This is a genomic window from Rhizobium oryzihabitans (assembly GCF_010669145.1).
In the GTDB taxonomy this organism is placed as follows: Bacteria; Pseudomonadota; Alphaproteobacteria; order Rhizobiales; family Rhizobiaceae; genus Agrobacterium; species Agrobacterium oryzihabitans.
Map to the genome: position 1 here is coordinate 2,517,837 of NZ_CP048632.1, position 23,253 is coordinate 2,541,089.

Here is a 23,253-nt window from a genome sequence, read left to right on the forward strand (position 1 = left end):
GAATTGTTTAGCAAATTCAAAGCCGGCTTCTGAAACCTGACGGCTTGCGCGACGGCTCTTGTTTGACGATATGTTAACGAGCGTTTCTGGATGAGGATCCATGTCCGACAAGAAATATTACGATGCCCAGCTAGACAGAGCCCGGCAGTTGCAAAACGAAGGCCTGTATGGGGAAGCGCATGCGCTTCTCCTATCGCTGGTTGCAGTAAAAGACGGGCACCTGATGGGCGAGGAAACAGTGCTCGGCTTGCCGCGCAGGCTTCATTCCGCGCGGCTGCGTCTCGCCAAGGCCGAAGGCGATATGGTCGCCAGGATCGGCTATCAGTATACGCTGGTTCCGCCGCCGCGGGTGCTGGCAAAATATGCACAATTTTCGCCTGAAGAGCGCCGCACGATCAACCTGAAAAGCAGGGAGGAAGTGCCGAGGCTCATTCACCAGATATGGATTGGTGAAAAGGCTCCGCCCGCATCGGTCAAGGCCTGGGCTTCCCATGCGGCCTCGCACGGTTACGAGTATCGCTTCTGGCGCGAGGCCGATCTTGAGCGGGAAGGCGTGTTTGCAAACGACGTCTTCAGAACGATGCTGGATCAGGGCGATTATCCGGGCGCGGTGGATGTGGCCCGTTACATTCTGCTGGAACGTTTCGGCGGCATCTATCTCGATTGTGACTGGTATCCGGCGAGGGACGATCTGAGTTTCGACGCTTTCCTGCCCTTGATGGGGCTGACGGCGTTCGATGAAAAAACGCCGCGCGATACCGGGCAGGGCAGCATGCTTCTTGCCAATTCCTTTATCGCGGCTCCAGCCGGCCATCCCGTCTTTCGCAGGATGCTGGCGGCCTTTCCCGGGATCATCGAGGAGATGCCGCGCGCGCCGGCCTGGTGGTCGACAGGGCCGCTGATCTTCACCGTCATTGCCCGGGCGGGAAGCATCAGCCTCGCGCCTGCATCCTTTGTCGCCGCGTCCCTTCCCGACCGCGCGCCTTTCGAGGCGGTGGAAGCGGTCAGGCGGGAACTCGCAACCGAAGAAGGTGGGTTGCTGATCGCCTGGAAATCATGGTGAAATTTCTTCCACGAGGTCTTTCGAGGACCGCCAGCGTGCGGCGGGATGCTCGGCGGTCACTTCGAAAAGCCGTCCCAGGAAGCGCCAGACATTGTCATCATGTACGAGATGATGGGTGAGGATGCCGGTTGCGCCGCCATTTTCTGTAGTCTTCAGGATGCGGGCGGCGGTCTCGGCGAAAAGAATGTCGTCTTCGCGACCGCCGCGGCTGCCGTGCCAGTCGATGACGTCGACATGGGTGTTCAGGCAGGGCGGCAGGGTGTTTTTCTCCGGGCCGAAAACGGACAACGCGCGATATCCGAGGCCTGCCAATTCCTTCACGATAGCCGCATCTATGCGGTTCCACGGCGGCACGAGCATCGGCACCAGACGCCCGCCATGCAGGTCGTGGAGTTTATCCAGTCCGGATTGCAACTCATCGAGAACGATGGCCGGGTCGCGATGCGAGCCGAGTTCCTGTTTCTTTTCCTTCTCGCCGGCATAATTCATATGGGACCAGCCATGGACGGCGACCTGGGCGATATCAGACGCATCAAGATGCTGCGCGAGCTTATCCGTCGTCATCTCCGGAATGACCGCGAGCGTGACCGGAGCGGAAAAGCTGCCGCAAAGATCGAGCAGCGTGTCGAGAGCCGGTGTTGGCTCCACCGCATCGTCGTCTCTCAGCCAGAGATCGGCGGTTATGCCGCGCCGTCCGCATTCGTCCAGTGCCGCTACGAGTTTTTCCAGACTCATGATGTTCGTGCCTTTGCTCGCAACAGGATATGGTTCAGTTCTTTCGCGGCGTTTTGCAAAGACCGTTCATCCTTGACGAATTGTCGGGCCGCCCTTGCCATTTCTTCACGCCGCCTGTCATTGCCGAGCAGGGTTTCAATTGCTCCGGCATAGGCGGCTTTATCATTTTCTGGTGTCAGTAATCCGGTGGTTCCGGATTTCACCACTTCGGGAACACCGGCCACTTCTTCGGCCACCACGGGCAGCCCGGCCGCCTGCGCTTCAAGATAGGCAAGACCATAGGCTTCGCCATGTCCCGGCCAGACGTAAAGGGACGCTTTGGAAAGAAGAGCAGCGATTTCCGTCGCGGTTTTTTCCCCGTGCCATACAAGGCGGTGAGCGGGAAAAGAGCTGAACAGGGCTTCCACGGCCGCGCGTTCCGGCCCGTCGCCGACGATATCCAGCGTCCAGTGCACCTCCTGCGGCAAGAGGGCAAGCGCTTCGGAAAGTGCGCGGTAGCTGTCGAGCTTGTCCCCCGCCCGCATCATGGCGACGGTGATAAGCCTTGCCGGCGTCGCGCGAGGCTCGTTTTCGAGAAAGGCGCTGGCGTCGATAAAGGGTTGCAAGGTCGCATGGTGGATTGTGGGAGAAGCGCGCAGAAGCCCCTCGCGATCGCGCGCGGTGAAGCAGATATTGACGGCGGCGGCATTCAGTGCGGCCAGCAATTCGTCCTGAACCGCCTGCCAGCCCATGCCGTTGCGTCTCGGGGAATAGGAGGCCTCGGCGGTGACGTAGGGAATATCGAAACGCCTGCCCAGTTCCGGCCCGAGCAAATCCGGGGCCTTGTAATAGGGGTGATAACAAAACCAGAGGTCCGGTGCGCCCTGCTTTCGCCAGCGCTCTGCAATGGTCTCGATTTCGCGTTCGGCCGCATCGGTGAGCAAGGTCCGCGCCGGATCATCCGCCTGTTTCAGAAAGCTGCGCAACTCGGAGGCGACGGAAACCTCATGGCCGCCCATGGTCATCGACGTCATCAGCAGGCGGGCCATCAACCGGTCGCCGGAGGGAACGGGATGGTTGGGCGATTTGAGCGGCGAATAAAAGGCGATCTTCATGCCGATGGTTGTGCGTTGGTCGCGGCTGCGGCGTCAACCGGAATTTGAAAGGGTGCAGCCTTGACAGCCCGGCCATTCTTGCCCAACTGAAAGGCATCTTTTGCACATGCGCGGAGCGTGACACGCTTTGACTTCCCCAGATGTCTCCCAGACCCTGCTTTCCAGCATCGAAAACAAGAGCGCCAGAGCGGGCGTGATCGGCCTTGGCTATGTCGGCCTGCCGCTTGCCATGACAATTGCCAAGGCCGGTTTCAGGGTCGTCGGTTTTGATATCGATCCCGGTAAAATTACCGCGATCGATGCGGGCCGCAGCTATATCGAGGCCGTGTCGGACGACGTGCTTTCAAGTGTCCGGCGCAATGACGGCTTCGTCGCAACCTCCGATTTTTCCAGGCTGGCCGAATGTGATGTAATCGCCATCTGCGTGCCGACGCCCTTGACGAAATATCGCGAGCCGGACCTTTCCTATGTCGAAAAGACCTGCCGGGATATTGCCGCCCATCTTCGCAAGGGGCAGCTCGTCGTTCTGGAATCGACCACCTATCCCGGTACGACCGACGGTGTGGTAAAGACCATTCTGGAAAGCACCGGGCTTGTTTCCGGCGTCGATTTCTTCATCGGCTTTTCGCCCGAACGGGAAGATCCCGGCAATCGCGATTTCGAGACCTCGACCATTCCGAAGGTCGTCGCAGGTGATGGTGAGGCTGCCGGAAAACTGATGGCCGCTTTTTACGGTTCGGTGGTCAAGAAGATCGTTCCGGTTTCCACAAACGCCACGGCCGAGGCCGTCAAGATTACCGAAAACGTCTTTCGCGCCGTCAATATCGCCCTCGTCAACGAACTCAAGGTCGTCTACGAGGCAATGGGCATCGATATCTGGGAAGTGATCGACGCGGCGAAAACCAAGCCGTTCGGTTTCATGCCGTTTTATCCCGGTCCGGGTCTCGGTGGCCATTGCATACCGATCGACCCCTTCTACCTCACCTGGAAATCGCGGGAATACGAGTTGCCGACGCGGTTCATCGAACTTGCCGGCGAAATCAACACCGGCATGCCGCGCCATGTCATCGGGCGGGTGGCGGAAGCGCTCGATATCCATTCCGGCAGGGCGCTCAGCCGCTCAAAGGTGCTGGTCGTCGGTCTCGCCTACAAGAAGAACGTGCCCGATATTCGTGAAAGTCCCTCGCTGAAACTCATCGAGCTCATCCAGGAGCGTGGCGGCGAAGCTGCCTATTATGATCCGCACGTGGCTGAAATCCCGAAAACCCGGGAATATAGCCACCTGATGGGCATGAAATCCGTGGCATGGGACAGGCAGTCGATCGGCGCCTTTGATGCCGTTCTCGTCGCGACGGATCACGACAATGTCGACTATGCCGCTCTTTGCGAGTGGTCGCCGCTGATCATCGATACGCGAAATGTCTTCGCGCGCCGGGATATAGCCGCAAAACACATCATCAAGGCCTGATAGCCCTCATCAGGCATTCATGAACGGACGGAATATGAGCAGACTGGACAGTTTCATTCGCCGGTTGACCGCGCAGCGGGATATCCTCAACCACGTCGAGGCCGATCTCGATCTTCCGGAGGGGGCGATTATGGAAATCGGGCTTGGAAACGGGCGCACATTCAATCATTTGCGGGAACTGTTTCCGGAGCGCCGCATCGTTGCCTTCGACAGGGCCATGGGGGCACACGCCTCCTCCGTTCCGCCTCAGGAAGATCTCGTGATCGGCGAAATATCGCAAACCGCTCCGGCCTTCATCGGTGCTGAGGCGGCGCTGGTGCATGCCGATATCGGTACCGGCTATCCCGAGAAGGATGCCATCACCCTGACATGGCTTACTGATCTTGCTGCGGGCATGCTCGCAAAGGGGGGCGTTGCGGTCAGCGGTCTGCCTCTCGATCATCCCGTGTTGAAGCCGCTGCCGGTGCCGGAAAGCGTGCCGACCGACCGCTATTTTCTCTACCGAAAGATTTGAGACCAAGCGGCCTGCCAGCAGGCGTGCAGAGCTTGTCTCATAGATAGCGTTCGCTCTCTTCCTTGGAGAGCAGGAAGACCTTCATTTGCGAGTTTCGTCCGCGAATGGCGATTTTTTCACTTCGCAGATCGGCGATTTCCTGGCCCGCCTGAATGATGGCCGGTTCGGAAACGACGATGGCGGCGCCGAATTCCTTTGCCTTGGACTCCAGCCTGCTTGCGACGTTTACAGTGTCGCCAATCGCGGTCAGGGTCTTCGCCGCGCCATACCCCATGATGCCGACGATTGTGGGGCCGACGTGGATGCCGACCACCACTTCCAGCCGGACGGCAAACTGCTTTTCCAGGCCCTCGTTCAGGATGGAAAGTTCCCGCAAGATGATCGCGGCCGCCTTCATGGCATTGCGGCAGGCATTTTCCGCGTTATCGCCAAGTCCGAAGAGGGCCATTGCACCGTCGCCGATAAATTTGTCGAGATGGCCGCCAGCCTGTTCGACGGCCTGGCCGACGATGGTGAAGTAGCGGTTCAGGAGAAATACGACGTCGTAGGGCAGCTTGGCTTCGGAAAGCGTGGTGAAATTGCGCAGATCGCAGAATAGGATGGCGATCTCCTCTTCCGTGCCGGGTCGTGCGGGTTGGGCATCCGCCGGCAGGTCGCTTTGTTGCGGTGGCGATACGAGAAGTGCAACTCCGAGATCATGGTTGGGCCGCAGCTGACAGCCGAGGCGCACATCCGAATCGGCGTGGATACGTCTCAACGTGGTTTGCTCGATATCTCCGGGAGGCGGAAGCGGACCCTTGCTGCCGACAACTCTGACACGGCAGGTCGAGCAACGTCCTTTGCCGCCGCAGACGGAATAATGCGGGATGCCCGCCAGCCGGCTGGCTTCCAGAATGCTGAGCCCTGCCGGTACACGCGCCTGCGCGCCATGTTCGTAGCGGATTTCGATGGCCGTCAGCCGTTGCCGGAAGCTGCGCACACCGCGCAGCACGAATACCAGCATCACCGCGCCGGCGAACAGGGTCTCCGTCGCGCCGGTGATAAAGCGGATCCGCGTCTCCATTTCCCGTTGCAGCGGCAGTTCGTCTTTCTGAATGGTATTGTCGGTCAGTCCAGGAGGAAGGGCGTATTTTTCATCGATCTCCGCCAGCCAGCGACCGGCATCGCTGAAGCCGAGGAGTGCCAGAAGGGGAAGCATCACCGCCACCGTCATGAACAGCCCGGCTATGCGCGGATACCAGTCCCGGTAACGCAGCCAGAAATAGAGGCCGATGCATCCGTGAACCCAGATCACGATCAATGCGAGGCTCTGCCACATGCCCTGTATCGGGTTGTTGATCCACAGCCGGCGGATGACCGAGTAGTAGCCGACATCAATGCCATAAAGCATATGCGATACACGGATATTGACGGCATGGCCAATGATCAGAAATGGGATCGACAGGCCGAATATGACCTGAAGCGCTTCACGAAGCGGCATGCGCAGGGTTCGACGCTGATAAAGCGAGCGCAGAACAAGACAGACATGCACCACAACCGAGCCATAAAAAAGCAGGCTGCTGACGGGATTGAGCCATATCAGGCTGAACCATTTCCGCGCCCGCTCGGCGGTATCGATGGAGATGAGTGCAAGGGAATGGTTGAAAAGATGGGAAAAGACGAAAGCAAATATGATGAGGCCGGATAAAATCCGGGCGCGTCTCAAATTGGTCTCCGAAAAGAAACGGATCATGCAAATCCCGTCAAATGGCCATTCGGCGTAGAATCAAATGCAATATGTGGTGGCGATTGCTTTAGTGCAGGCCGCCTCGTGGCAATATCGTGGAGCAATCGATCGGAATCGGTCAATTGTGCGTGTTCGAATGCCGGTCTCATGGCAAAGGCTGTCGAAGCAGGCCTTCGAAAAACCGTTTGGCAGGTCAGGCTGCGATCAGCGCAAAGTTGTGATCAGAGTTCTATAATCTGGCCATCCATGGCCGCGAATGCGCCGCTGAACTGAGACTTTGCCTGTTTTTCGATATCGTCCAGTTCGTCGTCGCTGCGGCTTGGGGCATGATGGATGAAGCCGACATTTCTTGCGCCCGCGAGCTTTGCGAGGCGGATTGCCTCCTGCCAGGATGAGTGGCCATAACCGCGGTAAAGGCTCATCTCCTCCTCGGTGAACATGGCGTCATAAAGGAAAAGATCGACGTCCCTGATCAGGTCGAGGACGTTATTGTCGGTATTGCCCGGCTCGTGCTCGGTATCGGTGATGATGGCAAGGGATTTTCCTTCCCAGTCCAGACGGTAACCGATGGCGTTGCCTGGATGGTTGAGCATTCCGGTCCTGATCGTCAGTCCCGGATGCACATCGAGCGCATCACCCGGCATGAAGTCCCGCGTCGCCATCTTTGCGCAGCAGACTTCCAGTGGCACGGGGAACCACGGCGGGCTCATGAATTCGCGGAGCATTTGCCGTGTCGTCATGGTGCCGGCGAGGTGACCTGACCAGATGGCGACATCATTGGAGCTGTTATAAAACGGCTTGAAATAGGGGAAGCCGACAATATGGTCGTAATGACAGTGCGAGAAGAACAGGTTGACGTCGGTAATGCCTTCCGCCCGCAACGCCAGACCAGCGGGATGCAATCCCGATCCGGCATCGAACAAAAGTACGTGATCTCCGCATCGTACCTCGATGCAGATGGTATTTCCGCCGTATTTTCGGAAGTTTTCACCTGAAACAGGAAGCGTTCCCCGCGCACCCCAGATCTTTACCCGAAAATTTCTATTACTTTCCCGACTTGCTGTGTCGGAATCGAACGCCATGACACACCCCAATAACAACGGAATCTTGCACGCTTTCCTCCCATGAAGCCCGTTGTCTCTAAAGATTCTTATATCCGCCATTTTCTGGCGGATGCCTTTACCCCTTATTCAGTCAGCATTTCATTTATATTGCAATGGTGCGACATTTATTTTTCCAATATCGCCCGTCACGGTAGCAAGGAATTGTCGCTCATGTTCTGGCGTTTGCGCGTGCTTTGCTCAGTTCCGTCGTCGTCTGGGTGAGGCGTTCGGCAAGAACGCGCATGACCTTGATCGTGATGTCGGGGAAATCGGACATGAGCTTGAAGAATTGTTCCTTGCCGATCCGCAGCGCTTCCACATCGGTCGAAGCGCGGATGGTTGCCGTTCTGACGCTGTCGCAGAGAATGGCGATTTCGCCGACGATCGCATTGCCGGTCATTTCGGCCACTTTCAGCGTGCCCGATGGGGAATCGACCAGAACATCGACTTTTCCGGTCAAAAGAACGTAGGCCGCATCTCCGACATCTCCCTGCCGAAACAGAACATCACCGGTGTGATAGGACACGCGGTCTGATGCAAATGCGAGCAGTTTAAGTTTTGACGGTTCCATTTCCGAAAAAAATGGGACTCGTTTCAACATCTGAATTTCGTCTTTGAATAGCATTGCCTTACCCTGTTCCTGTTCCACCTCGGCCACATTCTTTGATTTATGTTGCGACCATTTCCTTGAATGTACCGTTTTCCTCCGCGAGAGTCTCGTAACTTCCGTCGGCGGTGATCAGGCCCTGGTGGACAACGATGACCCGGCCAAACATACGCGAGAGCGTTGCATTGGACAGAACCCATACGATCGAGGGGTTATTGTTGTTCTGTTGCAGGAGTGTGATGACCCGTTCGACAATTTCCTCCTGCTGCCGGGGATCAAGGCCGGGGAGAGGGCGGTTGAAGACGTAATAATCGGACTTGCGGATCAATGCCCTTGCAAGGTTGAGCTTCTGACGCTGGAGAGGCCCGAGCCGCTTGCCGCCGGCGCCGAGATTGAAATCCAGACCCACTGCCAGAACGCGCTCGTAAACGCCCTGCTTGCGCATGACATCCGCGACGATGCGGGTGATGCGCCGCGAGGCATCCGTATAACGATGGCTGACCTTGCCGAAGAGAATATTGTCCAGGAGGCTGGTGGCGCTCATGTATTTTGTCGGATCGTAGATTTCGATCACGTTCTTCAGGCTGTCGGGCAGGTTTTCATGGAACATGTGCCGGACTTCGACGATCCGGTTCATGATCTCCGGTGACAGAAGGCCGAAACGCTGCCTGGGTTCGATGTAGAAGAAGCTCAGCCGCAGCATTGCGCGCTTTTCGCTTTCATTGGCCTCGTCGAAACCGCGACCCTGAAGGCGTTGCAGCATTTGCTGATAGACCGGGATATCATCCGGCGTCATGAATGTGAGCTGCTGGAAGAAGGGGTGATCGCCCGGCAGATCTGCGAAGATTTCCACGATGTTTTCCGCGATCGTGTAACCCATCTCGAACAGGGTTTTGACGAGGCCGGTCTCACGCATCAGCGAGCGGAAATAGTCACTTTCGATGACGGTCCTGATTGTCTGGGTGGAGTCCCGCATGGTGCCAAACAGCAGGTTCTCACCAACAGTCGCTTCGCTGTTGTAGCTCTCCAGCTCGAACGGCGCGATGAGACCGCTCAGGTTTTCCTTTTCCAGTTCGGCGCGCAGAACATGCCGCAATTCCACGATGCGGGCGGCCAGATGCAGGTCGGTCAGCGGATCGATGGACGAGCGCAGCGCAAATTCCAGAATATCCTGCGAGAGTTCGACGCTGTCGAGGACTGCCAGAATGGCCTGGATGAGGTTTTCCGGCCGGCCGTCACTCGCCGGGCTCGAAGCATAATCGATCCATTCGCCGTTGATGTCGATCAGCGGATTGCCCGCCATCTTGGCTTCCCGGATTTCCCATTTGCGATGTTCCAGTGCGGCACCTTCATAACCCTTGTCCGCAAGTGGTGCGTGTTTCAGGCCGTAAAGCAGGTTGTCCTTGAGGCTGGCGTGGAAAAAATAACTGTCCGAGGAGACATAGGAGATGCGCCGTCCCGTCAGCGATTCCGGCAGTTCCAATATGTCGACGTCGTTGATGCTGATCTTGCCGGAAGTCGGCCAAAGTGTGCGGCCGATTGCATCCGCCAAAGCCTCGGCTCCTGAGCCGCCAACGATCGCGATTACTTCGCCCGGTTCGATCTTCAACGTTGCCTGCTCAAGAAGCCGGCTGCCGCTATCGTCTTCGAGCGTCAGATTGGTGACCACGATCGGCGCGGTGATTGCCGCGACGCTTCCCGGGGACAGTTTTTGGACCTTGTCATCGATCATGTTTGGCGCGTTGAACTGTTCGAAGACCTGCTCGTATTTAACCTGGACGTCCTGACGCGCCTGATCCCAGTCGATCAGTTCCTTCAGCGGCCCGGGCAGTTCCTTATAGGCGTTGATGACGGCGACCAGCTGGCCGACATCGAGACTGCCCTTGAGGGTGAGATATCCGCCGAGCGCGTAAAAGAAGAAAGGGGTGAGCTGTGCGAGGAAGTTATTGATGAATTTGACCAGAAACTTCCACTGGTAGAGATCGTAGCGGATCTTGAAAATGTCGCCGAGCCGGTGCGAGGCATCGGCGCGTTCGAAATTAGACGTATCATAGGCGTGGATGGTGCCGATGCCGTCAACCATTTCGCCGATGCGCCCGGCAAGCTGGCGCGCGCTCAGCTGCCGCTGCCGCCCCAGTTCGATGAGGCGGCGTCGCATCTTGGGAATGATGCCCACCTGGATGGCGGCCATGAAGGCCGCGATCAGACCCAGCCAGAAATTCTGCACGAGGATGAAGAAGAGCGCTGAAAGCGCCTGACCGCCGAGAAGCGCCGGCTGCACAAAGGCATCGCCGGTAAATCCGCCCAGCGGCTCGACCTCGTCCTTCACCATGCTGGAGATTTCGGCGCCCTTGACGCGCTTGAAATGCGTGGGCGGAAACCGCAGGATTCTGTCGATCAGTTCAAAACGGATACGACGGAGAAGCCGCTCGCCAAGGCGGCCCTTGTAGGTATTGATGTAATATTTGAAGAGCCCGTTGATGATGACAAGCGCAAGGAAGGTGAGGCTGAGCGCCATCAGCATCGACATGCGGTTGAGCTCGAGCCCGGGGAACAATGTCACGGTGCCCCAATAGGGAATATCGACCGTGAGATGCATGAAAAGCTGCGTTGCGTTCGCCCCCTCGAAACCGTCTCCCTGAATGGGACCATTGACGATCTGCTTGGGCAGATCGAATGCGAGGAAGTAAGGGATCATGGACAGGGCGACGATCAGCAGGATGAAAAGCTGCTGCCGCCGTGTGTGCGACCAGATGTAACGCGTAAGGCTTTGTTCCATATAAAACTTCTATGACCGGTCGGGCCAGGCCCGGCGTGTTGGTTTGCGCGGTGTCAAGACGATCAGGCTGCCAGGCGGCGGAACCTCCTCCTGCAAATAGGTATGAGATTCGCTATTTATCAGTATATTCAAGCGGTTTCGAGCAAAATAGCGCCTGGGCCGCACGCTGGCCAACCTATCGGCATGTTCCTTTGTCACGCCGCTTTTGCGACATATGGAACACGGCGGTATTTCTATATTTCTCTAATGTTACTGTTTTTATTGTTGAACAGGCGTTATGAGACTTCTGTATAGTGAACCCGATGAATGTCTGAGCCACCCACTGGCGCAATAATGGCAAGGTTGATGGCGATAGATATTTCAGAGCGCGCCGGCAATGAACCCTCCTTTGATACGTTGTCGCTTTCAGGCATTGCATCGGATGGGGTGATCGCGCATCCGGTTTCTTTTGAAGGGTGCACGGGTATTTTCCATCCGGCGCGCAAAGACGTCAAACAGGATCATGCGGTTCTTTTCGTCAGCCCCTGGGGCATGGAGGAGCTGTGCAGCCGCAAGTTTCAGCGCATTCTGGCCGAGCGGCTGGCCGCATCGGGTGTCGCCAGTCTGCGGTTCGATTATCACGGTGCAGGTGATGCGCTTGATCCGGAAGACATGGGCCGAACGGCGGACTGGCTTTCCGACACGCGGGCGGCGCTTGACTATCTCAAACGTCTTTCCGGCTGTTCCGGAGTGGCCGTCATCGCCCAGGGCCTTGGTTGTCTGATCGCCGCACAGGCGCTTGCCGGTGAAGCCGCTGTGGGTTCCATGGCGCTTCTGGGGCCCGTTGTCTCCGGTCGCGCCTATCTTCGCGAGCTGGCCATGTGGTCTTCCATGATCGATGACGGACTTGGTCTTCGCTCAGACCAGCGCATTGCGGAGGCTGGCGCGATTGCGGGCATGGTGATGCCGGCGGGTGTTGCCGACGGGATCAAGAAGGTCAATCTTTCAAATCTGGATGCCGCTCCGGCACGCGCCATTCTGGTCCTGTCGAGGTCAGGCCGGGTGACCGACGGCGATTTCGCAAAACGCCTCGCCACAATCGGCGGTGAGGTGGAGGAGGCGGAGTTTTCCGGCTATGACGATCTCGTCTCCAGCCCGACGCTGTCGAAAATATCCGGCGATGTGGTGAACCGGCTTCATGACTGGGTGCTGTCCAAGGCCCGCGCCGGGGATGCGGTGGGCCGGCGGTCGGATTTTACCACCAACGCCCCCAGCACGGTCGCGGGTTCTTCGAGCAGCCGGTGCAATTTGGCGAAGGCGGGCGGCTTTTCGGTGTCTTTTGCGAGCCAGACGATCGGCAGGCGGTCTCTTCTGTTCTTCTTCTTGGCGCGGCCTATGACCGGCATGCGGGCTGGGGCAGGCTTTCCGTGCAGACGGCCCGCGCCCTTGCGCGCGAGGGCATCGCCTCGCTCCGGTTCGATGCAGCCAATATTGCCGACAGTCCTCCCGTCAAGAACGTGCCCGATCAGGTTCTCTATGATGTTGCGCAGAATGACGATGTGGCCGCCGCGCTCGATTTTCTCGGCCGGCGCGGCAAAGGACCCTTGATTGCCGCGGGCCGCTGCAGCGGCGCTTATCTCGCCTTCAACGGCGCGCTTGCCGATGACAGGATCAGCGCCGTCGTCGCCGTTAATCCGGTCGTCTTCCACTGGCAGAAAGGCCGCTCGGTTGATGAGGCGCTGCACAAGCGGCCGCGCTCCTTCGGTGAATACAGCAAGCGTTTTCGTCAGGGCGCTACATTCAAGCGCCTCATCAGCGGCGATGTCGATGTGGTGAGCGCCGGGCTGAACATCGTCAAGGCGACGCTCAAGAAGCTCAAGACAAAAACGGCGAGGCTTTTCCGCAGGGGAAGCGAGGAAGGGCGCGCCGTCTACGGCGCTTTTGACAGGTTGAAGGCGCAGAACACCGCCATCAGCCTGCTTTACAGCGACAATGACGACGGGCTTGAGCATTTTCAGTATTATTTCGATGCCGATGGCAGGGGACTGTCGGCCTATCGGAATGTTTCGCTGACCATCATTCCCGATGCCGACCACAATCTCTCGACGCCTGAAGCGAGAAAAACCTATATCGATGCGGTGAAGCGACTGGCTTTAAAAGGAAAATCGCCGGCTCGACCCCAGTGACATCACCTCGCCGGAAGGCGGCGTTTCGGATGCCGTAGTCTCCGGCAATAGGGCGATTTTCCTGCTCTCGCCGGGGGCGAGATGGAACCAGTTTTCCGAGGCACGGTAACCTTCCGTCGTGACATGGACGGATTGAGCCAGCCGGTCCGTGCTGATTTCCAGTGACCAGCCGCCATTTTCATCGCGCACTGCCACCTGAAGATTGGCGGCATGCAGCGCCTTTTTCCGACCAAGCGGAAAATGGAAGGCGTCGGCGATGACATGTCCGGTCGCCACATCACGAAGCCGGGCAACCGTGACATCATGGGATGGCGGGCCGAAACGATAGGCGTAGGTGGTGTCGAAAAAGGCGCCGAACATGCCCGTTGCGGCGATGGTCTGGCTCTGTCGCGGCAAAAGCGTCAGCGGCCGTTTGGCGTGGACAACGGGTTGTGTGCCGTCGCGCAGGCAGGTCAGCTCCAGCATTGCTTCAAGGCCGTTTCCGGTTTCGTTGATGAGATGAATGTCCAGCCCGTTTGTGCCTTCATCGGAAAGACTGAGCTGTATCGGGCGAAATGCTCTTTTCAGCGCATGCCACACGGATTTCGGCCTGCCGGTGGCGTCGATGACACCCCAGCCTGCGCCGGGCACCAGATCCTGCAGGGTCCAGACCAGGGCACCCTGGCACGAAGAAGCATCGCGGCGCCATTCGGCGAAGGTTGCTTCCATGACTTCGGCCGTGGCGGCGCGGGACATGTCGAGATAGAGACCGCCATCCTCGCGGCGCAGCACATCCGGTTCGACGTCGTATAGCAGTTTTAGATAATGGTCGCGAACATCCTCGAAATCCCAGGAGGCGCCGCGATCGCGTGGCGCGCGGGCCTTCCATCGCGGATCATGCACCGCCAGCGCGGGAAGATGTCTGTCAAGGGTTTCCTGCTCGGGAATATTGGCGAAGGCGAGGCACTCGGCGGCAAAGCGCACATCTGCCCGGCGGGCATCTTCCAGCGGACGGCAATAGGCGCCGACGCCATAATAATGGCCGACCCTGGCGTTGGGGAAGAAGGGCAATGCGCCACCCGAGGGTGAGTTGGCGACATAGACCGTGTCCGGCCGTTTCTCGACCACCACTTCCGGCAGGATTTCCTCGGTGAGCGTTCCTTTCCAGATTTGCTCCGGCAGACCGAGCATTGCGCCCTGCTGGTACATTTCGCTGCCGCCGCAAAAGACGGCGAGCGAGGGAGAAAGGGCCGTCGTCTCAAGGAACTGCGAGATTTCCGTGACGATATGCTGGCGGAGGGCTTCGTCCTTTGCCGGGTAATCGAAATTGGCGAGCATGGCGTCCTGCCAGACCATGATGCCGAGTTCGTCGCAGAGCGTGAAGAATTCCGGCGTCTCATAAGCCATGGTGCCGCCAACGCGGATCATGTTCATGCCGGCTTCGGCGGCTTTCCTGAGCCATGGTTCGTAATCCGGTCTCGATCCCGGCAGACGCACAATGTCTGCCGTCGTCCAGACCGCACCACGGCAGAAAACGGATTGTCCGTTTACCCTCAGCCCGAAACCGTTGCCGTCCTCGCCGTGATCGATCTCGAGATTTCGAAAGCCGGTCCGTCCGAGACGGTGTTGTTTGCCGTCCAGCTCCAGAATGATCTCGTGGAGAGCCGGTCTGCCATGCGTGTGTGGCCACCAGGTTTCGACGCCCGGTATGTGAAGTTCGCCGGAGAATTTGCCATTTTCAATGCTCGAAAGATCGGTGCTGTATCCGGCACAGATCAGGCGTGCGGTCGCAACGGTGCGGTCTGTTTCCAGTGCAAAACCCACTTTGCCGGTGCCGGTTTCATCCAGTGAAGATCGGGCTGTGCAGAGAACTCCGTCTTGCCTTATCAGGCTGATGGGTCGCCATGGGCCGGCAGCATGGATTTCCGGGCACCAGCCGGGCATATAGCCCAGTGCCGTTGTCCGGATGAGCCGCAGACCCTGCGTGTTCATCATCTGTGGCCGCCAGCGGGCGCGCGGGCCGGCTTTTTCAAGCCTCGGCGCAAGCGCCCGGAAGCAGATCGACAGTTCGTCCGCACCCGTCAGCTTGACTGGAACCTCCAGCCTTTCGAACATGCTCTGACTGGCCGCGATCAATTCGCCGTTGAAGAAGATTTCCGCAATTGTCGACAGGCCATCGAAGCGCAGGATTGCCCTTTCGCGGACATCGGAAATCATCGTCAGGCGATACCAGGCGTCCCTGTCGTTAAGGGCTGCCGGGGCAATGCGATCGAATTTTCCGGCCATTTCCAAGGCCTGCGCCACAGTGCTCGGAACGGATACGTTAAGGCTTTCAAGGGTTGCGGAAATATCCGACGGCGTCTCGAAGGCATCGGCCGGCGTCAGCGTCAGCGTCCAGCCTTCGCTCAGCAATTCTACGCTTTCGCCCGGAAGGTAGATCCTCACGCGGCCTCGCTGGCGTTCGACAGTTTCGCAGCAAGGCTGTCCATCAGGCCATCCCATGCTTCCGCAGCCGGATCGAGCACGGAGGCGAGCGCATCGAACTTGCGGCGCGTCACGGCGCGGGCAAGCTGGAACTGTACGGTCTTGGCGACCTCGGAAATGCGCAATGCATGGTCTCTGGCTTCAGAAAAGCCGTCCTTGTCCAGCCATTCGAGATGGCTTGCCGCCAGTTCGAAATTGGCGCCGAGCTGGCGCAGCGTGTTGAAGGCATATTTATGGAAAAAGCCGAAAGGCCTGTCGGCGACCTTCTCCACCTGGGCCGGAAACACGGCCGCAAAAGCCTTGACCGGGTTGGCGGAAGGACGTCTTGAAAAATGAAACTTCAGCAGCCGTTCGGCTGTCTTGCGGATATGGGCCGGTGAAGGATTGGTGTCCGCGAATTTTGCAAATTCCGTATAGGGCAGGAATGGCGGGTCGGTTTCCTGCAGATGGTGCTGGAACAGGCCGTCAAAGTCTTCGCCCGATAAATGGAAAAAACCGGAATTGTGGAAATAGTCGAGTTCCCGCTTCGCCAGATCGAGCCGGTTGATGGCGATGGTGGTCTTGCCGTGCTCCTTCTGGTAGCCCACCCCGTGGGTATCGGGCATATAAAAGCTATCCATCTCGATCAGGCAGATGCGGCCGCGCTCCAGCTGCGCCTCAATGTGGTTTTCCACCCGGTCGAAGATCGCAAGCTCGGTGGCGCGAACGCCATAAAGCGCTTCGAGATCTTCCAGCGGCACCTTGAAGAAGGTGAACTGGTCGCCTTCGAAATCCTGCGTCAGGGTGAAACCGAACATGGCTTCCGGCGGCAGGCCCCTGGCGGCCAGCACCTCGATCCACAGATCAATGTAGCAATTGGTTTCCGGCCACATTCTCTCTGAGGAATGAAGCGGATGCTGCACATAATTTTGAGGATCGAGACCGGGGAAAATCTGCCGCATGAACGATCAGCCCCAGAGCGTTTCCACGACCTTGGAAGGCCATTGTTTCACATTAAGACCGTGATGGGCAAAGAGCGCCAGCGCAATGCGCTCAAGACCGAAACCGACGCAGGCGGTATGGGCCACGTCACCATTGTCGAGGTTCAAATCCCATTTCTGGCCAAAGGCGTCCTGATGATAGTTGAAACTCATGCAGGCCGTCGGGTTGGTGGCGGATGTGACGGGGATCAGCAGTTCGAACTTCAGGTTCTGGTCACGCTGGTTGTTGGCCAGCATCTTGCCCGCGCGGCCAAAGAAGGGATCGTTGGCCACATCGATGGTGACATCGAGCCCCACGGCTTCCATCATCGCCACGCCGCGATCCATCCATGTCTGGCGGAATTCGGTCACATCGCTCTCCGTGCCCATGCGAACATATTCACGCATGCGGAAAAGCTGCTGACGCGCGGGGTCCTTGGAGGGCTCATGGCGGAAACAATAGGACTGGATGTCGTAGAGACCGCCGCCGGAAGGCAGCGCGCCGCGCTTGGCAATCGTCGGATAAAGCGGGTAGCAGGCCGCCGGCGTCAGCACGATGTCGGTGGCTTTCTGATCCTTGGTCCAGTCGCCGCCCTCATCCATGGTTTTCAGCAGGCTGACATGGTCGAGCTCGCAGCCACAGAAGGAGTGGACCGTGCCGGCAAGCTGCGGAAAGCTCTTCATGTAGCCGCTTTTTTCGAAATAGGCGCGGTTGATGCCCGGCGGAAAACGGATTGCTTCCGCGCCGTCAGCGCCGCCCGTGCGGTCGATCAGCCGTTCGAATGCGGCAATGACGTCCTCGAACTGGCCGCTGCGCCCGTAAAGACCGTCCACACCCGTTTCAATCAGCAGGCCCTCTTCGAACAGTCGATCGAGAAAGGATGTTTGCATGTCCATGGTCTTATCCCAAAAGGCTGGTGTCCTGCCTGTGAACCAGCAGGAGATTGGCGGAGTTACCGAGAATACGGTCATTGGAGATCATCAGGCGGGCGGAATGCGCATCGCGAAGGTGCCGGCCGAGGCTGTAGGGCGTACCGTTCTTGTAACCCATGATGCCGCAGACCAGCATGGCGTGGTCGATGATCTGAAGAATGGTTTCCGAAGAGCAGATCTTCACATTGTTCATGGCCACTGCAAAGGCCATGGACATGAGCTTGTCCGGGTCGCTCTTGGTGTCCTCGTAAGCCTTGATGCCGGCGATGATGTTGGATTTGACCACCTGCAGTTTGGTGGAAACTTCAGCAAGTCGGATCGCGCCGGGCGGAGCGACGCCGGGTGACTTGCGCGCCGCTGCTCTCACAAAGGACTGGGCGCGCAGCACGGCGTCGGACGCGATACCGTACCAGACGGCGCTCCACAGCAGATGGGAGCTTGCAAGCATCGATTGCGCCGCGATTTCAGCAAATGGTTTCGGGAATATCTGCACTGCCGGCGCTTCGCCGCGAAACAGGAAACCGTCCGAACAGGTGCCGCGCATGCCAAGCGTATCCCAGACATGGGTTTTTTCGAGCGTGTACTGATTTTTCAGGAAGACGGTCATCACCTGATCGGCGGGCGCGGCATCCTTGTGGGAGCGGGAGGTGATGAGGATGGCATCGGCATTGCTGCCATAGGAAATGACGGTGGCGTCCTTCTCCAGCTGGCAGAAGTCTCCGTCGACCTCGATGGCGCAGATTGAATTGCGCAGATTGCCGCCGATGCCGCCTTCGGTCGTCGCAGAGCCAAGCAGAAGCTGCTCGTTTGCAATGCGGCTCATGAAGCCTGCATGCCAAGCGCTTGCCTCGCCATGTTCCACAAGGCTGGATGCCTTGATGTGGTGCATGGCGAAAATCATCGCGGTTGCCGAACAGGCCTGGCCAAGCCGGGCACAGATATCGGCGATTTCCTGCAGGGAGGCCCCTTCGCCGCCAAGGGAGGAGGGGATCTGGATGCCCAGCAGGCGTTCCCGCTTCAATGCATCGACAGCCTCCTCAGGGAAGCGGCCGGTGACATCCACCTCGTCCGCATGTTTGGCGGCGATCGTCGCGACACGGCTCGCGCGCGCCGACAGTGTTTCATCCTGCGGCGATACGGTTACGTTCATCAGGCGGCCTCTTTGCCGTCCAGGATGAGCTTAACGGTGTCTTCGATGGCCTTGATGCTTGCAAAGGACTTGCGGTTGAGGAGGTTGTCCGGGAATTCGATATCGAAAGCTTCCTCGATACCCAGCATCAATTGCACCGATGCAAAGGAAGAAAGGCCGGCCGCATAAAGATCGGCTTCATTTTCAATCGTATCGACGGGGGTGGGAAGCTGGCCGAATTTTGCCAGTATTTCACGAATAGTCGCATTCATTCCAACGTATCTCCCGTGAATTTCACATTAGGATGGTTTGTGCTTATCGTTACGTTGCAAACGATAATATTCACCTAAACCGTTAGGTTAACTACAGCTGACGGCAACATGCGACATTCACGCACCGTTGCCAAGCATTGATCCGCGCCCTTGACAAATGTCGGGTGGTGTCTTTTGCTATCCTCCATTCACCAGGGGTGTCCCGTCAAGGGGCTGAGATTCTGCTTTCATGCGCAGTGACCCGTTGAACCTGATCCAGTTCATACTGGCGTAGGGACGGTGCAAAGACCGAAGGTCGGCTGGCGTATGGCGTCCAGTGTCGGCACTTCGGTATTTTCCATCATTCCGGCTCGAACTGGGTCTCCACTGTCAAACTTTGGAGCCTCATGATGAATATCGCTGCCAAGAATATCCCGCTTTCGGTTACAACCGGGCCGCATCCCGCCTCCACGAAAACCCATAAAAGCGGAATTTTACATCCGCATATCCGCGTGCCGATGCGCGAGATCGCCGTTCACCCGACCGCCGGCGAACCGCCGGTGACGGTCTATGATTCCTCGGGTCCCTATACCGATCCCTCATACGCCGTTCTGATCGAAAAGGGCCTGCCGCGTCTGCGTCACGACTGGGTTGTGGCGCGTGGCGATGTCGAGGCTTATGACGGCCGGCACGTCAAGCCGGAGGATAACGGCTTTGCAACCGGCGAGCGCCTGACGCCCGAATTTTCCGTGCGCCATCAGCCGCTGAGAGCCACGGCGAACAAGGCGGTGACCCAGCTTGCCTATGCGCGTGCCGGCATCATCACGCCGGAAATGGAATTCATCGCCATCCGGGAAAATCTCGGACGCGAAGCTGCGAAAGAGAAGCTGATCCGCGATGGCGAGAGTTTTGGCGCGCAGATCCCCGACTACGTAACGGCTGAATTCGTTCGTCAGGAAGTTGCTTCGGGCCGTGCCATTATCCCCGCCAACATCAACCACCCGGAACTCGAGCCGATGATCATCGGCCGCAATTTCCTGGTGAAGATCAACGCCAATATCGGCAATTCCGCCGTCACCTCCTCCATGGCCGAAGAGGTGGAGAAGATGGTCTGGGCGATCCGCTGGGGCGCCGATACCGTCATGGACCTTTCGACCGGCCGCAACATCCACAATATCCGCGAATGGATCATCCGCAATTCGCCGGTGCCGATCGGCACCGTGCCGCTTTATCAGGCGCTGGAGAAGGTCAACGGCATTGCAGAGGATCTCAATTGGGAGGTGTTCCGCGATACGCTGATCGAACAGGCGGAGCAGGGCGTGGACTATTTCACCATCCATGCCGGCGTTCGGCTGCATTACATCCCGCTCACCGTCAACCGCGTCACCGGCATCGTGTCACGTGGTGGTTCGATCATGGCCAAGTGGTGTCTGCATCACCACAAGGAAAGTTTCCTCTATGAGCATTTCGATGAGATCTGCGATATCTGCCGCGCCTATGACGTTTCCTTCTCGCTGGGTGACGGCCTGCGACCCGGCTCGATCGCCGACGCCAATGATGCGGCGCAATTTGCGGAATTGGAAACGCTCGGCGAGCTGACGCAGATCGCCTGGGCCAAGGACTGCCAGGTCATGATCGAAGGCCCCGGCCATGTGCCGATGCACAAGATCAAGGAGAACATGGACAAGCAGTTGAAGACCTGCGGCGAGGCACCCTTTTATACGCTCGGGCCGCTGACCACCGATATCGCCCCCGGTTACGATCATATCACCTCCGGCATCGGGGCCGCGATGATTGGCTGGTTCGGCACGGCGATGCTCTGCTACGTCACGCCGAAGGAACATCTTGGCCTGCCGGATCGTAACGACGTGAAGGTCGGTGTCATCACCTACAAGATCGCTGCCCACGCCGCCGATCTAGCCAAGGGCCATCCGGCTGCACAGGTGCGGGACGATGCGTTGTCGCGTGCGAGGTTCGAGTTCCGCTGGGAAGACCAGTTCAACCTGTCGCTCGACCCGGATACGGCGCGTTCCTTCCATGACGAGACCCTGCCGAAAGAGGCGCACAAGGTCGCGCATTTCTGCTCCATGTGCGGGCCGAAATTCTGCTCGATGCGGATTTCCCACGATATCCGCGCCGAGGCGCAGAAGGAGGGGCTGGAGGCCATGGCCGCGCGCTTCAAGGAAGGTGGCGAGCTATATATGCCGCTTCCGACGCCGGCCGAATAGATGCGTGTCCTTGTCAAGGGAACGGGGGTCGCCGGTCTGACGGCGGCCTTCGAACTGGCGCGCAGCGGTGTTACCGTGGAGGGTTGCGAGCGCAATGCCGAACCCTCTCGCGGCGCATCGTGGTATGCCGGCGGCATGCTCGCGCCGTGGTGCGAGCGTGAGAGTGCGGAGGAAGCGGTGCTAACGCTCGGTCAGGCGGCGCTCGACTGGTGGGACGAAGCGACCCCCGGCCTTGTCGTCCGGCACGGCACGCTGGTTGTCGCGCCCGCCCGCGACAAAGCGGAACTTTCGCGTTTCGCATCGCGGACCGGCGGCTATCGCTGGGTGGATGAGGGTGAAATCGCCGCTTTGGAGCCGGATCTTGCCGGGCGGTTCCGCTCCGGGCTTTATTTCCCGGGTGAGGGGCATCTCGATCCGCGTCTTGCGCTGCAATCATTGCATGAGCGCCTCTGCGATTTGGGCGTGCGATTTCACATGGGCGTTCCGGTGGATGAACAGTATTTCGACCGGGTGGTGGATTGCACCGGCCCTGCGGCGGTGGGTGAGATTGCCAACCTTCGCGGCGTGCGGGGAGAGATGCTTTATCTCGCCACGTCAGAGGTTTCCCTGTCCCGTCCCATCCGGCTGCTGCATCCGCGCATTCCGCTTTACATCGTGCCGCGTGAGCCGGGCCGTTTCATGGTGGGTGCGACGATGATCGAAACGGAAGATGCGGGCGCCATTTCCGCCCGCTCGATGATGGAGTTCCTGAACGCCGCCTATGCCGTGCATCCGGCCTTCGGGGAAGCGGAAATCATCGAGACTGGAACCGGCGTTCGTCCGGCTTACCCCGATAATCTGCCTGATGTCACCGAGGACGGTCGGACCATCTTCATCAACGGCGCGCACCGGCATGGCTTCCTGCTGTCGCCGGCGATGGCGCAGCGGGCGGCTGAAGTCGTCTGCCAAAATATTTCTGAAAAGGAACAGGATCATGAAACTTCTGGTGAATGGCGACGAGCTTGATCTCGCCACTGAGACGCTGGCGGGTTTGCTCTCCAGCCTAGATTATGAAGGCGACTGGCTGGCGACGGCGGTCAATGGCGAGCTGGTGCATTCGGAAGAGCGCGCCGATTATCAACTGAGGGCGTTCGACCGTGTTGAAATCCTCTCGCCGATGCAGGGAGGTTGAGGCCATGTTGACGCTTTATGGCCGTGAGGTCTCTTCCCGCCTTCTGCTCGGCACGGCGCGTTATCCGTCTCCTGCCGTGCTTGCCGATGCGGTGCGGGCCAGCAACACGGATATTCTGACGATTTCGCTGCGCCGGGAAACGGCGGGCGGCAAGAAGGGTGGTCAGTTTTTCGAGCTGATCCGCGAGCTGGATCGCTACATTCTGCCCAATACGGCCGGTTGTCATACCGTCAAGGAAGCGGTGCTGACGGCGAAGATGGCCCGCGAGGTTTTTCATACCAACTGGATCAAGCTGGAGGTCATCGGCCATCACGACACGTTGCAGCCCGATGTCTTTGCGCTTGTCGAGGCGGCGAAAATCCTCTGCGACGATGGTTTCGAGGTCTTTCCCTATACGACGGATGATCTTGTCGTCGCCGAAAAGCTGCTGGATGCCGGTTGTAAGGTGCTGATGCCCTGGTGCGCGCCAATCGGCAGCGCCATGGGGCCGCTCAATCCGATGGCGCTGAAATCGATGCGGGCGCGGTTTGCGGATGTGCCGCTGATCGTCGATGCCGGTATCGGCCGGCCGTCACATGCGGCGACTGTCATGGAGCTTGGCTACGATGCCGTTCTGCTCAACACGGCGGTTGCAGGCGCGGGGGATCCGGTCGGCATGGCGGAAGCTTTCGCCCGCGCCATCGAGGCTGGCCATCAGGCATTCCTGTCCGGGCCGCTGGAGGCGAGGGACATGGCCATTCCCTCGACACCTGTTATCGGGACGGCGGTTTTCTCCTGATCGCGGTCTGCCGCCTTCATCGGACATGTCACCTTTTGCGTTGACAGTGTCCCGTGGCGGCGGGATACCGGGAGAAAAGGGGAATGG

General features: G+C 58.7%; 18 protein-coding genes, 1 pseudogene and 1 riboswitch. Of the genes and pseudogenes, 8 read left to right on the top strand and 11 right to left on the bottom strand.

Going from position 1 to position 23,253, the window contains the following annotated elements; translation table 11 throughout:
* The first annotated feature begins 100 nt into the window (after window positions 1–100).
* A complete protein-coding gene (locus tag G3A56_RS12840; protein WP_164056411.1) occupies window positions 101–1,063 on the top strand; it encodes a glycosyltransferase family 32 protein in 963 nt (320 codons plus the stop codon).
* Here the strand turns inward: G3A56_RS12840 and G3A56_RS12845 are convergent.
* Complete coding sequence (locus G3A56_RS12845; protein ID WP_082182967.1) at window positions 1,055–1,798, bottom strand: polysaccharide deacetylase family protein; 744 nt, start codon at window positions 1,796–1,798, stop codon at window positions 1,055–1,057. The two genes, G3A56_RS12840 and G3A56_RS12845, sit on opposite strands and share 9 nt — an antisense overlap.
* Entirely contained in the window at window positions 1,795–2,892 is a 1,098-nt protein-coding gene (locus G3A56_RS12850) for a glycosyltransferase family 4 protein (protein WP_082182964.1), read from the bottom strand. Before G3A56_RS12850 ends, G3A56_RS12845 begins: the two co-directional genes overlap by 4 nt.
* A 127-nt stretch (window positions 2,893–3,019) precedes the next feature.
* Between G3A56_RS12850 and G3A56_RS12855 the strand changes: the two genes are divergently transcribed.
* Entirely contained in the window at window positions 3,020–4,360 is a 1,341-nt protein-coding gene (locus G3A56_RS12855; protein ID WP_164056412.1) for a nucleotide sugar dehydrogenase, read from the top strand.
* 34 nt (window positions 4,361–4,394) lie between these two features.
* Window positions 4,395–4,874: a class I SAM-dependent methyltransferase gene (locus G3A56_RS12860; RefSeq protein ID WP_082182960.1), complete on the top strand. Its 480-nt coding sequence runs from the start codon at window positions 4,395–4,397 to the stop codon at window positions 4,872–4,874.
* Between the two features lie 37 nt (window positions 4,875–4,911).
* On the opposite strand, the gene G3A56_RS12865 is transcribed toward G3A56_RS12860, so the two are convergent.
* The 4 genes from G3A56_RS12865 to G3A56_RS12880 all read right to left on the bottom strand — a co-directional run bounded on the left by G3A56_RS12865 (window position 4,912) and on the right by G3A56_RS12880 (window position 11,089).
* On the bottom strand, window positions 4,912–6,606 hold the full coding sequence (locus tag G3A56_RS12865) for an adenylate/guanylate cyclase domain-containing protein (protein ID WP_082182958.1): 1,695 nt from the start codon (window positions 6,604–6,606) through the stop codon (window positions 4,912–4,914).
* A gap of 215 nt (window positions 6,607–6,821) precedes the next feature.
* Window positions 6,822–7,682: an MBL fold metallo-hydrolase gene (locus tag G3A56_RS12870; protein ID WP_051032414.1), complete on the bottom strand. Its 861-nt coding sequence runs from the start codon at window positions 7,680–7,682 to the stop codon at window positions 6,822–6,824.
* A 190-nt stretch (window positions 7,683–7,872) separates the two neighbouring features.
* Window positions 7,873–8,328 carry a cyclic nucleotide-binding domain-containing protein gene (locus G3A56_RS12875; RefSeq protein ID WP_035222069.1) on the bottom strand — a complete coding sequence of 152 codons (456 nt, stop codon included), beginning with the start codon at window positions 8,326–8,328 and terminating at the stop codon, window positions 7,873–7,875.
* 43 nt (window positions 8,329–8,371) lie between these two features.
* Window positions 8,372–11,089: an ABC transporter ATP-binding protein gene (locus G3A56_RS12880; RefSeq protein WP_003492285.1), complete on the bottom strand. Its 2,718-nt coding sequence runs from the start codon at window positions 11,087–11,089 to the stop codon at window positions 8,372–8,374.
* Window positions 11,090–11,434: 345 nt separating this feature from the next.
* Between G3A56_RS12880 and G3A56_RS12885 the strand changes: the two are divergent.
* Window positions 11,435–13,254, top strand: a pseudogene (locus G3A56_RS12885) (serine aminopeptidase domain-containing protein).
* Here the strand turns inward: G3A56_RS12885 and G3A56_RS12890 are convergent.
* From G3A56_RS12890 to G3A56_RS12910, 5 genes are read right to left on the bottom strand one after another with little or no spacing between them, the layout of a single operon-like run.
* Entirely contained in the window at window positions 13,222–15,678 is a 2,457-nt protein-coding gene (locus G3A56_RS12890; RefSeq protein ID WP_082182951.1) for a glycoside hydrolase family 2 protein, read from the bottom strand. The pseudogene G3A56_RS12885 and the gene G3A56_RS12890 sit on opposite strands and share 33 nt — an antisense overlap.
* Window positions 15,675–16,658, bottom strand: a complete 984-nt coding sequence (locus tag G3A56_RS12895; protein ID WP_082182948.1) for a DUF1839 family protein — start codon at window positions 16,656–16,658, stop codon at window positions 15,675–15,677. The genes G3A56_RS12890 and G3A56_RS12895 overlap by 4 nt, the downstream gene beginning before the upstream one ends.
* Before the next feature lie 6 nt (window positions 16,659–16,664).
* Window positions 16,665–17,573, bottom strand: coding sequence for an amino acid--[acyl-carrier-protein] ligase (locus G3A56_RS12900; protein ID WP_003492281.1), 909 nt, complete (start codon window positions 17,571–17,573; stop codon window positions 16,665–16,667).
* A 4-nt stretch (window positions 17,574–17,577) separates the two neighbouring features.
* Complete coding sequence (locus tag G3A56_RS12905) at window positions 17,578–18,759, bottom strand: acyl-CoA dehydrogenase family protein (RefSeq protein WP_082182945.1); 1,182 nt, start codon at window positions 18,757–18,759, stop codon at window positions 17,578–17,580.
* Window positions 18,759–19,010: an acyl carrier protein gene (locus tag G3A56_RS12910; RefSeq protein ID WP_003492279.1), complete on the bottom strand. Its 252-nt coding sequence runs from the start codon at window positions 19,008–19,010 to the stop codon at window positions 18,759–18,761. Before G3A56_RS12910 ends, G3A56_RS12905 begins: the two co-directional genes overlap by 1 nt.
* A gap of 183 nt (window positions 19,011–19,193) precedes the next feature.
* Window positions 19,194–19,305, top strand: a riboswitch (TPP riboswitch).
* A 94-nt stretch (window positions 19,306–19,399) separates the two neighbouring features.
* Here G3A56_RS12910 and thiC point away from each other — a divergent pair.
* From thiC to G3A56_RS12930, 4 genes are read left to right on the top strand one after another with little or no spacing between them, the layout of a single operon-like run.
* Complete coding sequence (gene thiC, locus G3A56_RS12915; protein WP_082184525.1) at window positions 19,400–21,217, top strand: phosphomethylpyrimidine synthase ThiC; 1,818 nt, start codon at window positions 19,400–19,402, stop codon at window positions 21,215–21,217.
* Window positions 21,218–22,222 (top strand): glycine oxidase ThiO, encoded by a 1,005-nt coding sequence (gene thiO, locus G3A56_RS12920; RefSeq protein ID WP_082182943.1) that lies wholly within the window; start codon window positions 21,218–21,220, stop codon window positions 22,220–22,222. It begins immediately after the preceding gene.
* Window positions 22,191–22,388, top strand: coding sequence for a sulfur carrier protein ThiS (gene thiS / locus G3A56_RS12925; RefSeq protein ID WP_082182940.1), 198 nt, complete (start codon window positions 22,191–22,193; stop codon window positions 22,386–22,388). Before thiO ends, thiS begins: the two co-directional genes overlap by 32 nt.
* A gap of 4 nt (window positions 22,389–22,392) precedes the next feature.
* Window positions 22,393–23,166, top strand: coding sequence for a thiazole synthase (locus G3A56_RS12930; protein WP_082182937.1), 774 nt, complete (start codon window positions 22,393–22,395; stop codon window positions 23,164–23,166).
* The last annotated feature ends 87 nt before the right edge of the window (window positions 23,167–23,253 follow it).

Coding starts and splice junctions, on each gene's coding strand:
- thiO (WP_082182943.1), top strand. CDS start 21,218: ATGCGTGTCCTTGTCAAGGGAACGGGGGTCGCCGGTCTGACGGCGGCC.
- G3A56_RS12875 (WP_035222069.1), bottom strand. CDS start 8,328: ATGCTATTCAAAGACGAAATTCAGATGTTGAAACGAGTCCCATTTTTT.
- thiC (WP_082184525.1), top strand. CDS start 19,400: ATGAATATCGCTGCCAAGAATATCCCGCTTTCGGTTACAACCGGGCCG.
- G3A56_RS12840 (WP_164056411.1), top strand. CDS start 101: ATGTCCGACAAGAAATATTACGATGCCCAGCTAGACAGAGCCCGGCAG.
- G3A56_RS12900 (WP_003492281.1), bottom strand. CDS start 17,573: ATGGACATGCAAACATCCTTTCTCGATCGACTGTTCGAAGAGGGCCTG.
- G3A56_RS12930 (WP_082182937.1), top strand. CDS start 22,393: ATGTTGACGCTTTATGGCCGTGAGGTCTCTTCCCGCCTTCTGCTCGGC.
- G3A56_RS12860 (WP_082182960.1), top strand. CDS start 4,395: ATGAGCAGACTGGACAGTTTCATTCGCCGGTTGACCGCGCAGCGGGAT.
- G3A56_RS12880 (WP_003492285.1), bottom strand. CDS start 11,089: ATGGAACAAAGCCTTACGCGTTACATCTGGTCGCACACACGGCGGCAG.
- G3A56_RS12870 (WP_051032414.1), bottom strand. CDS start 7,682: ATGGCGTTCGATTCCGACACAGCAAGTCGGGAAAGTAATAGAAATTTT.
- G3A56_RS12905 (WP_082182945.1), bottom strand. CDS start 18,759: ATGAACGTAACCGTATCGCCGCAGGATGAAACACTGTCGGCGCGCGCG.
- G3A56_RS12865 (WP_082182958.1), bottom strand. CDS start 6,606: ATGATCCGTTTCTTTTCGGAGACCAATTTGAGACGCGCCCGGATTTTA.
- G3A56_RS12850 (WP_082182964.1), bottom strand. CDS start 2,892: ATGAAGATCGCCTTTTATTCGCCGCTCAAATCGCCCAACCATCCCGTT.
- G3A56_RS12845 (WP_082182967.1), bottom strand. CDS start 1,798: ATGAGTCTGGAAAAACTCGTAGCGGCACTGGACGAATGCGGACGGCGC.
- thiS (WP_082182940.1), top strand. CDS start 22,191: ATGAAACTTCTGGTGAATGGCGACGAGCTTGATCTCGCCACTGAGACG.
- G3A56_RS12910 (WP_003492279.1), bottom strand. CDS start 19,010: ATGAATGCGACTATTCGTGAAATACTGGCAAAATTCGGCCAGCTTCCC.
- G3A56_RS12895 (WP_082182948.1), bottom strand. CDS start 16,658: ATGCGGCAGATTTTCCCCGGTCTCGATCCTCAAAATTATGTGCAGCAT.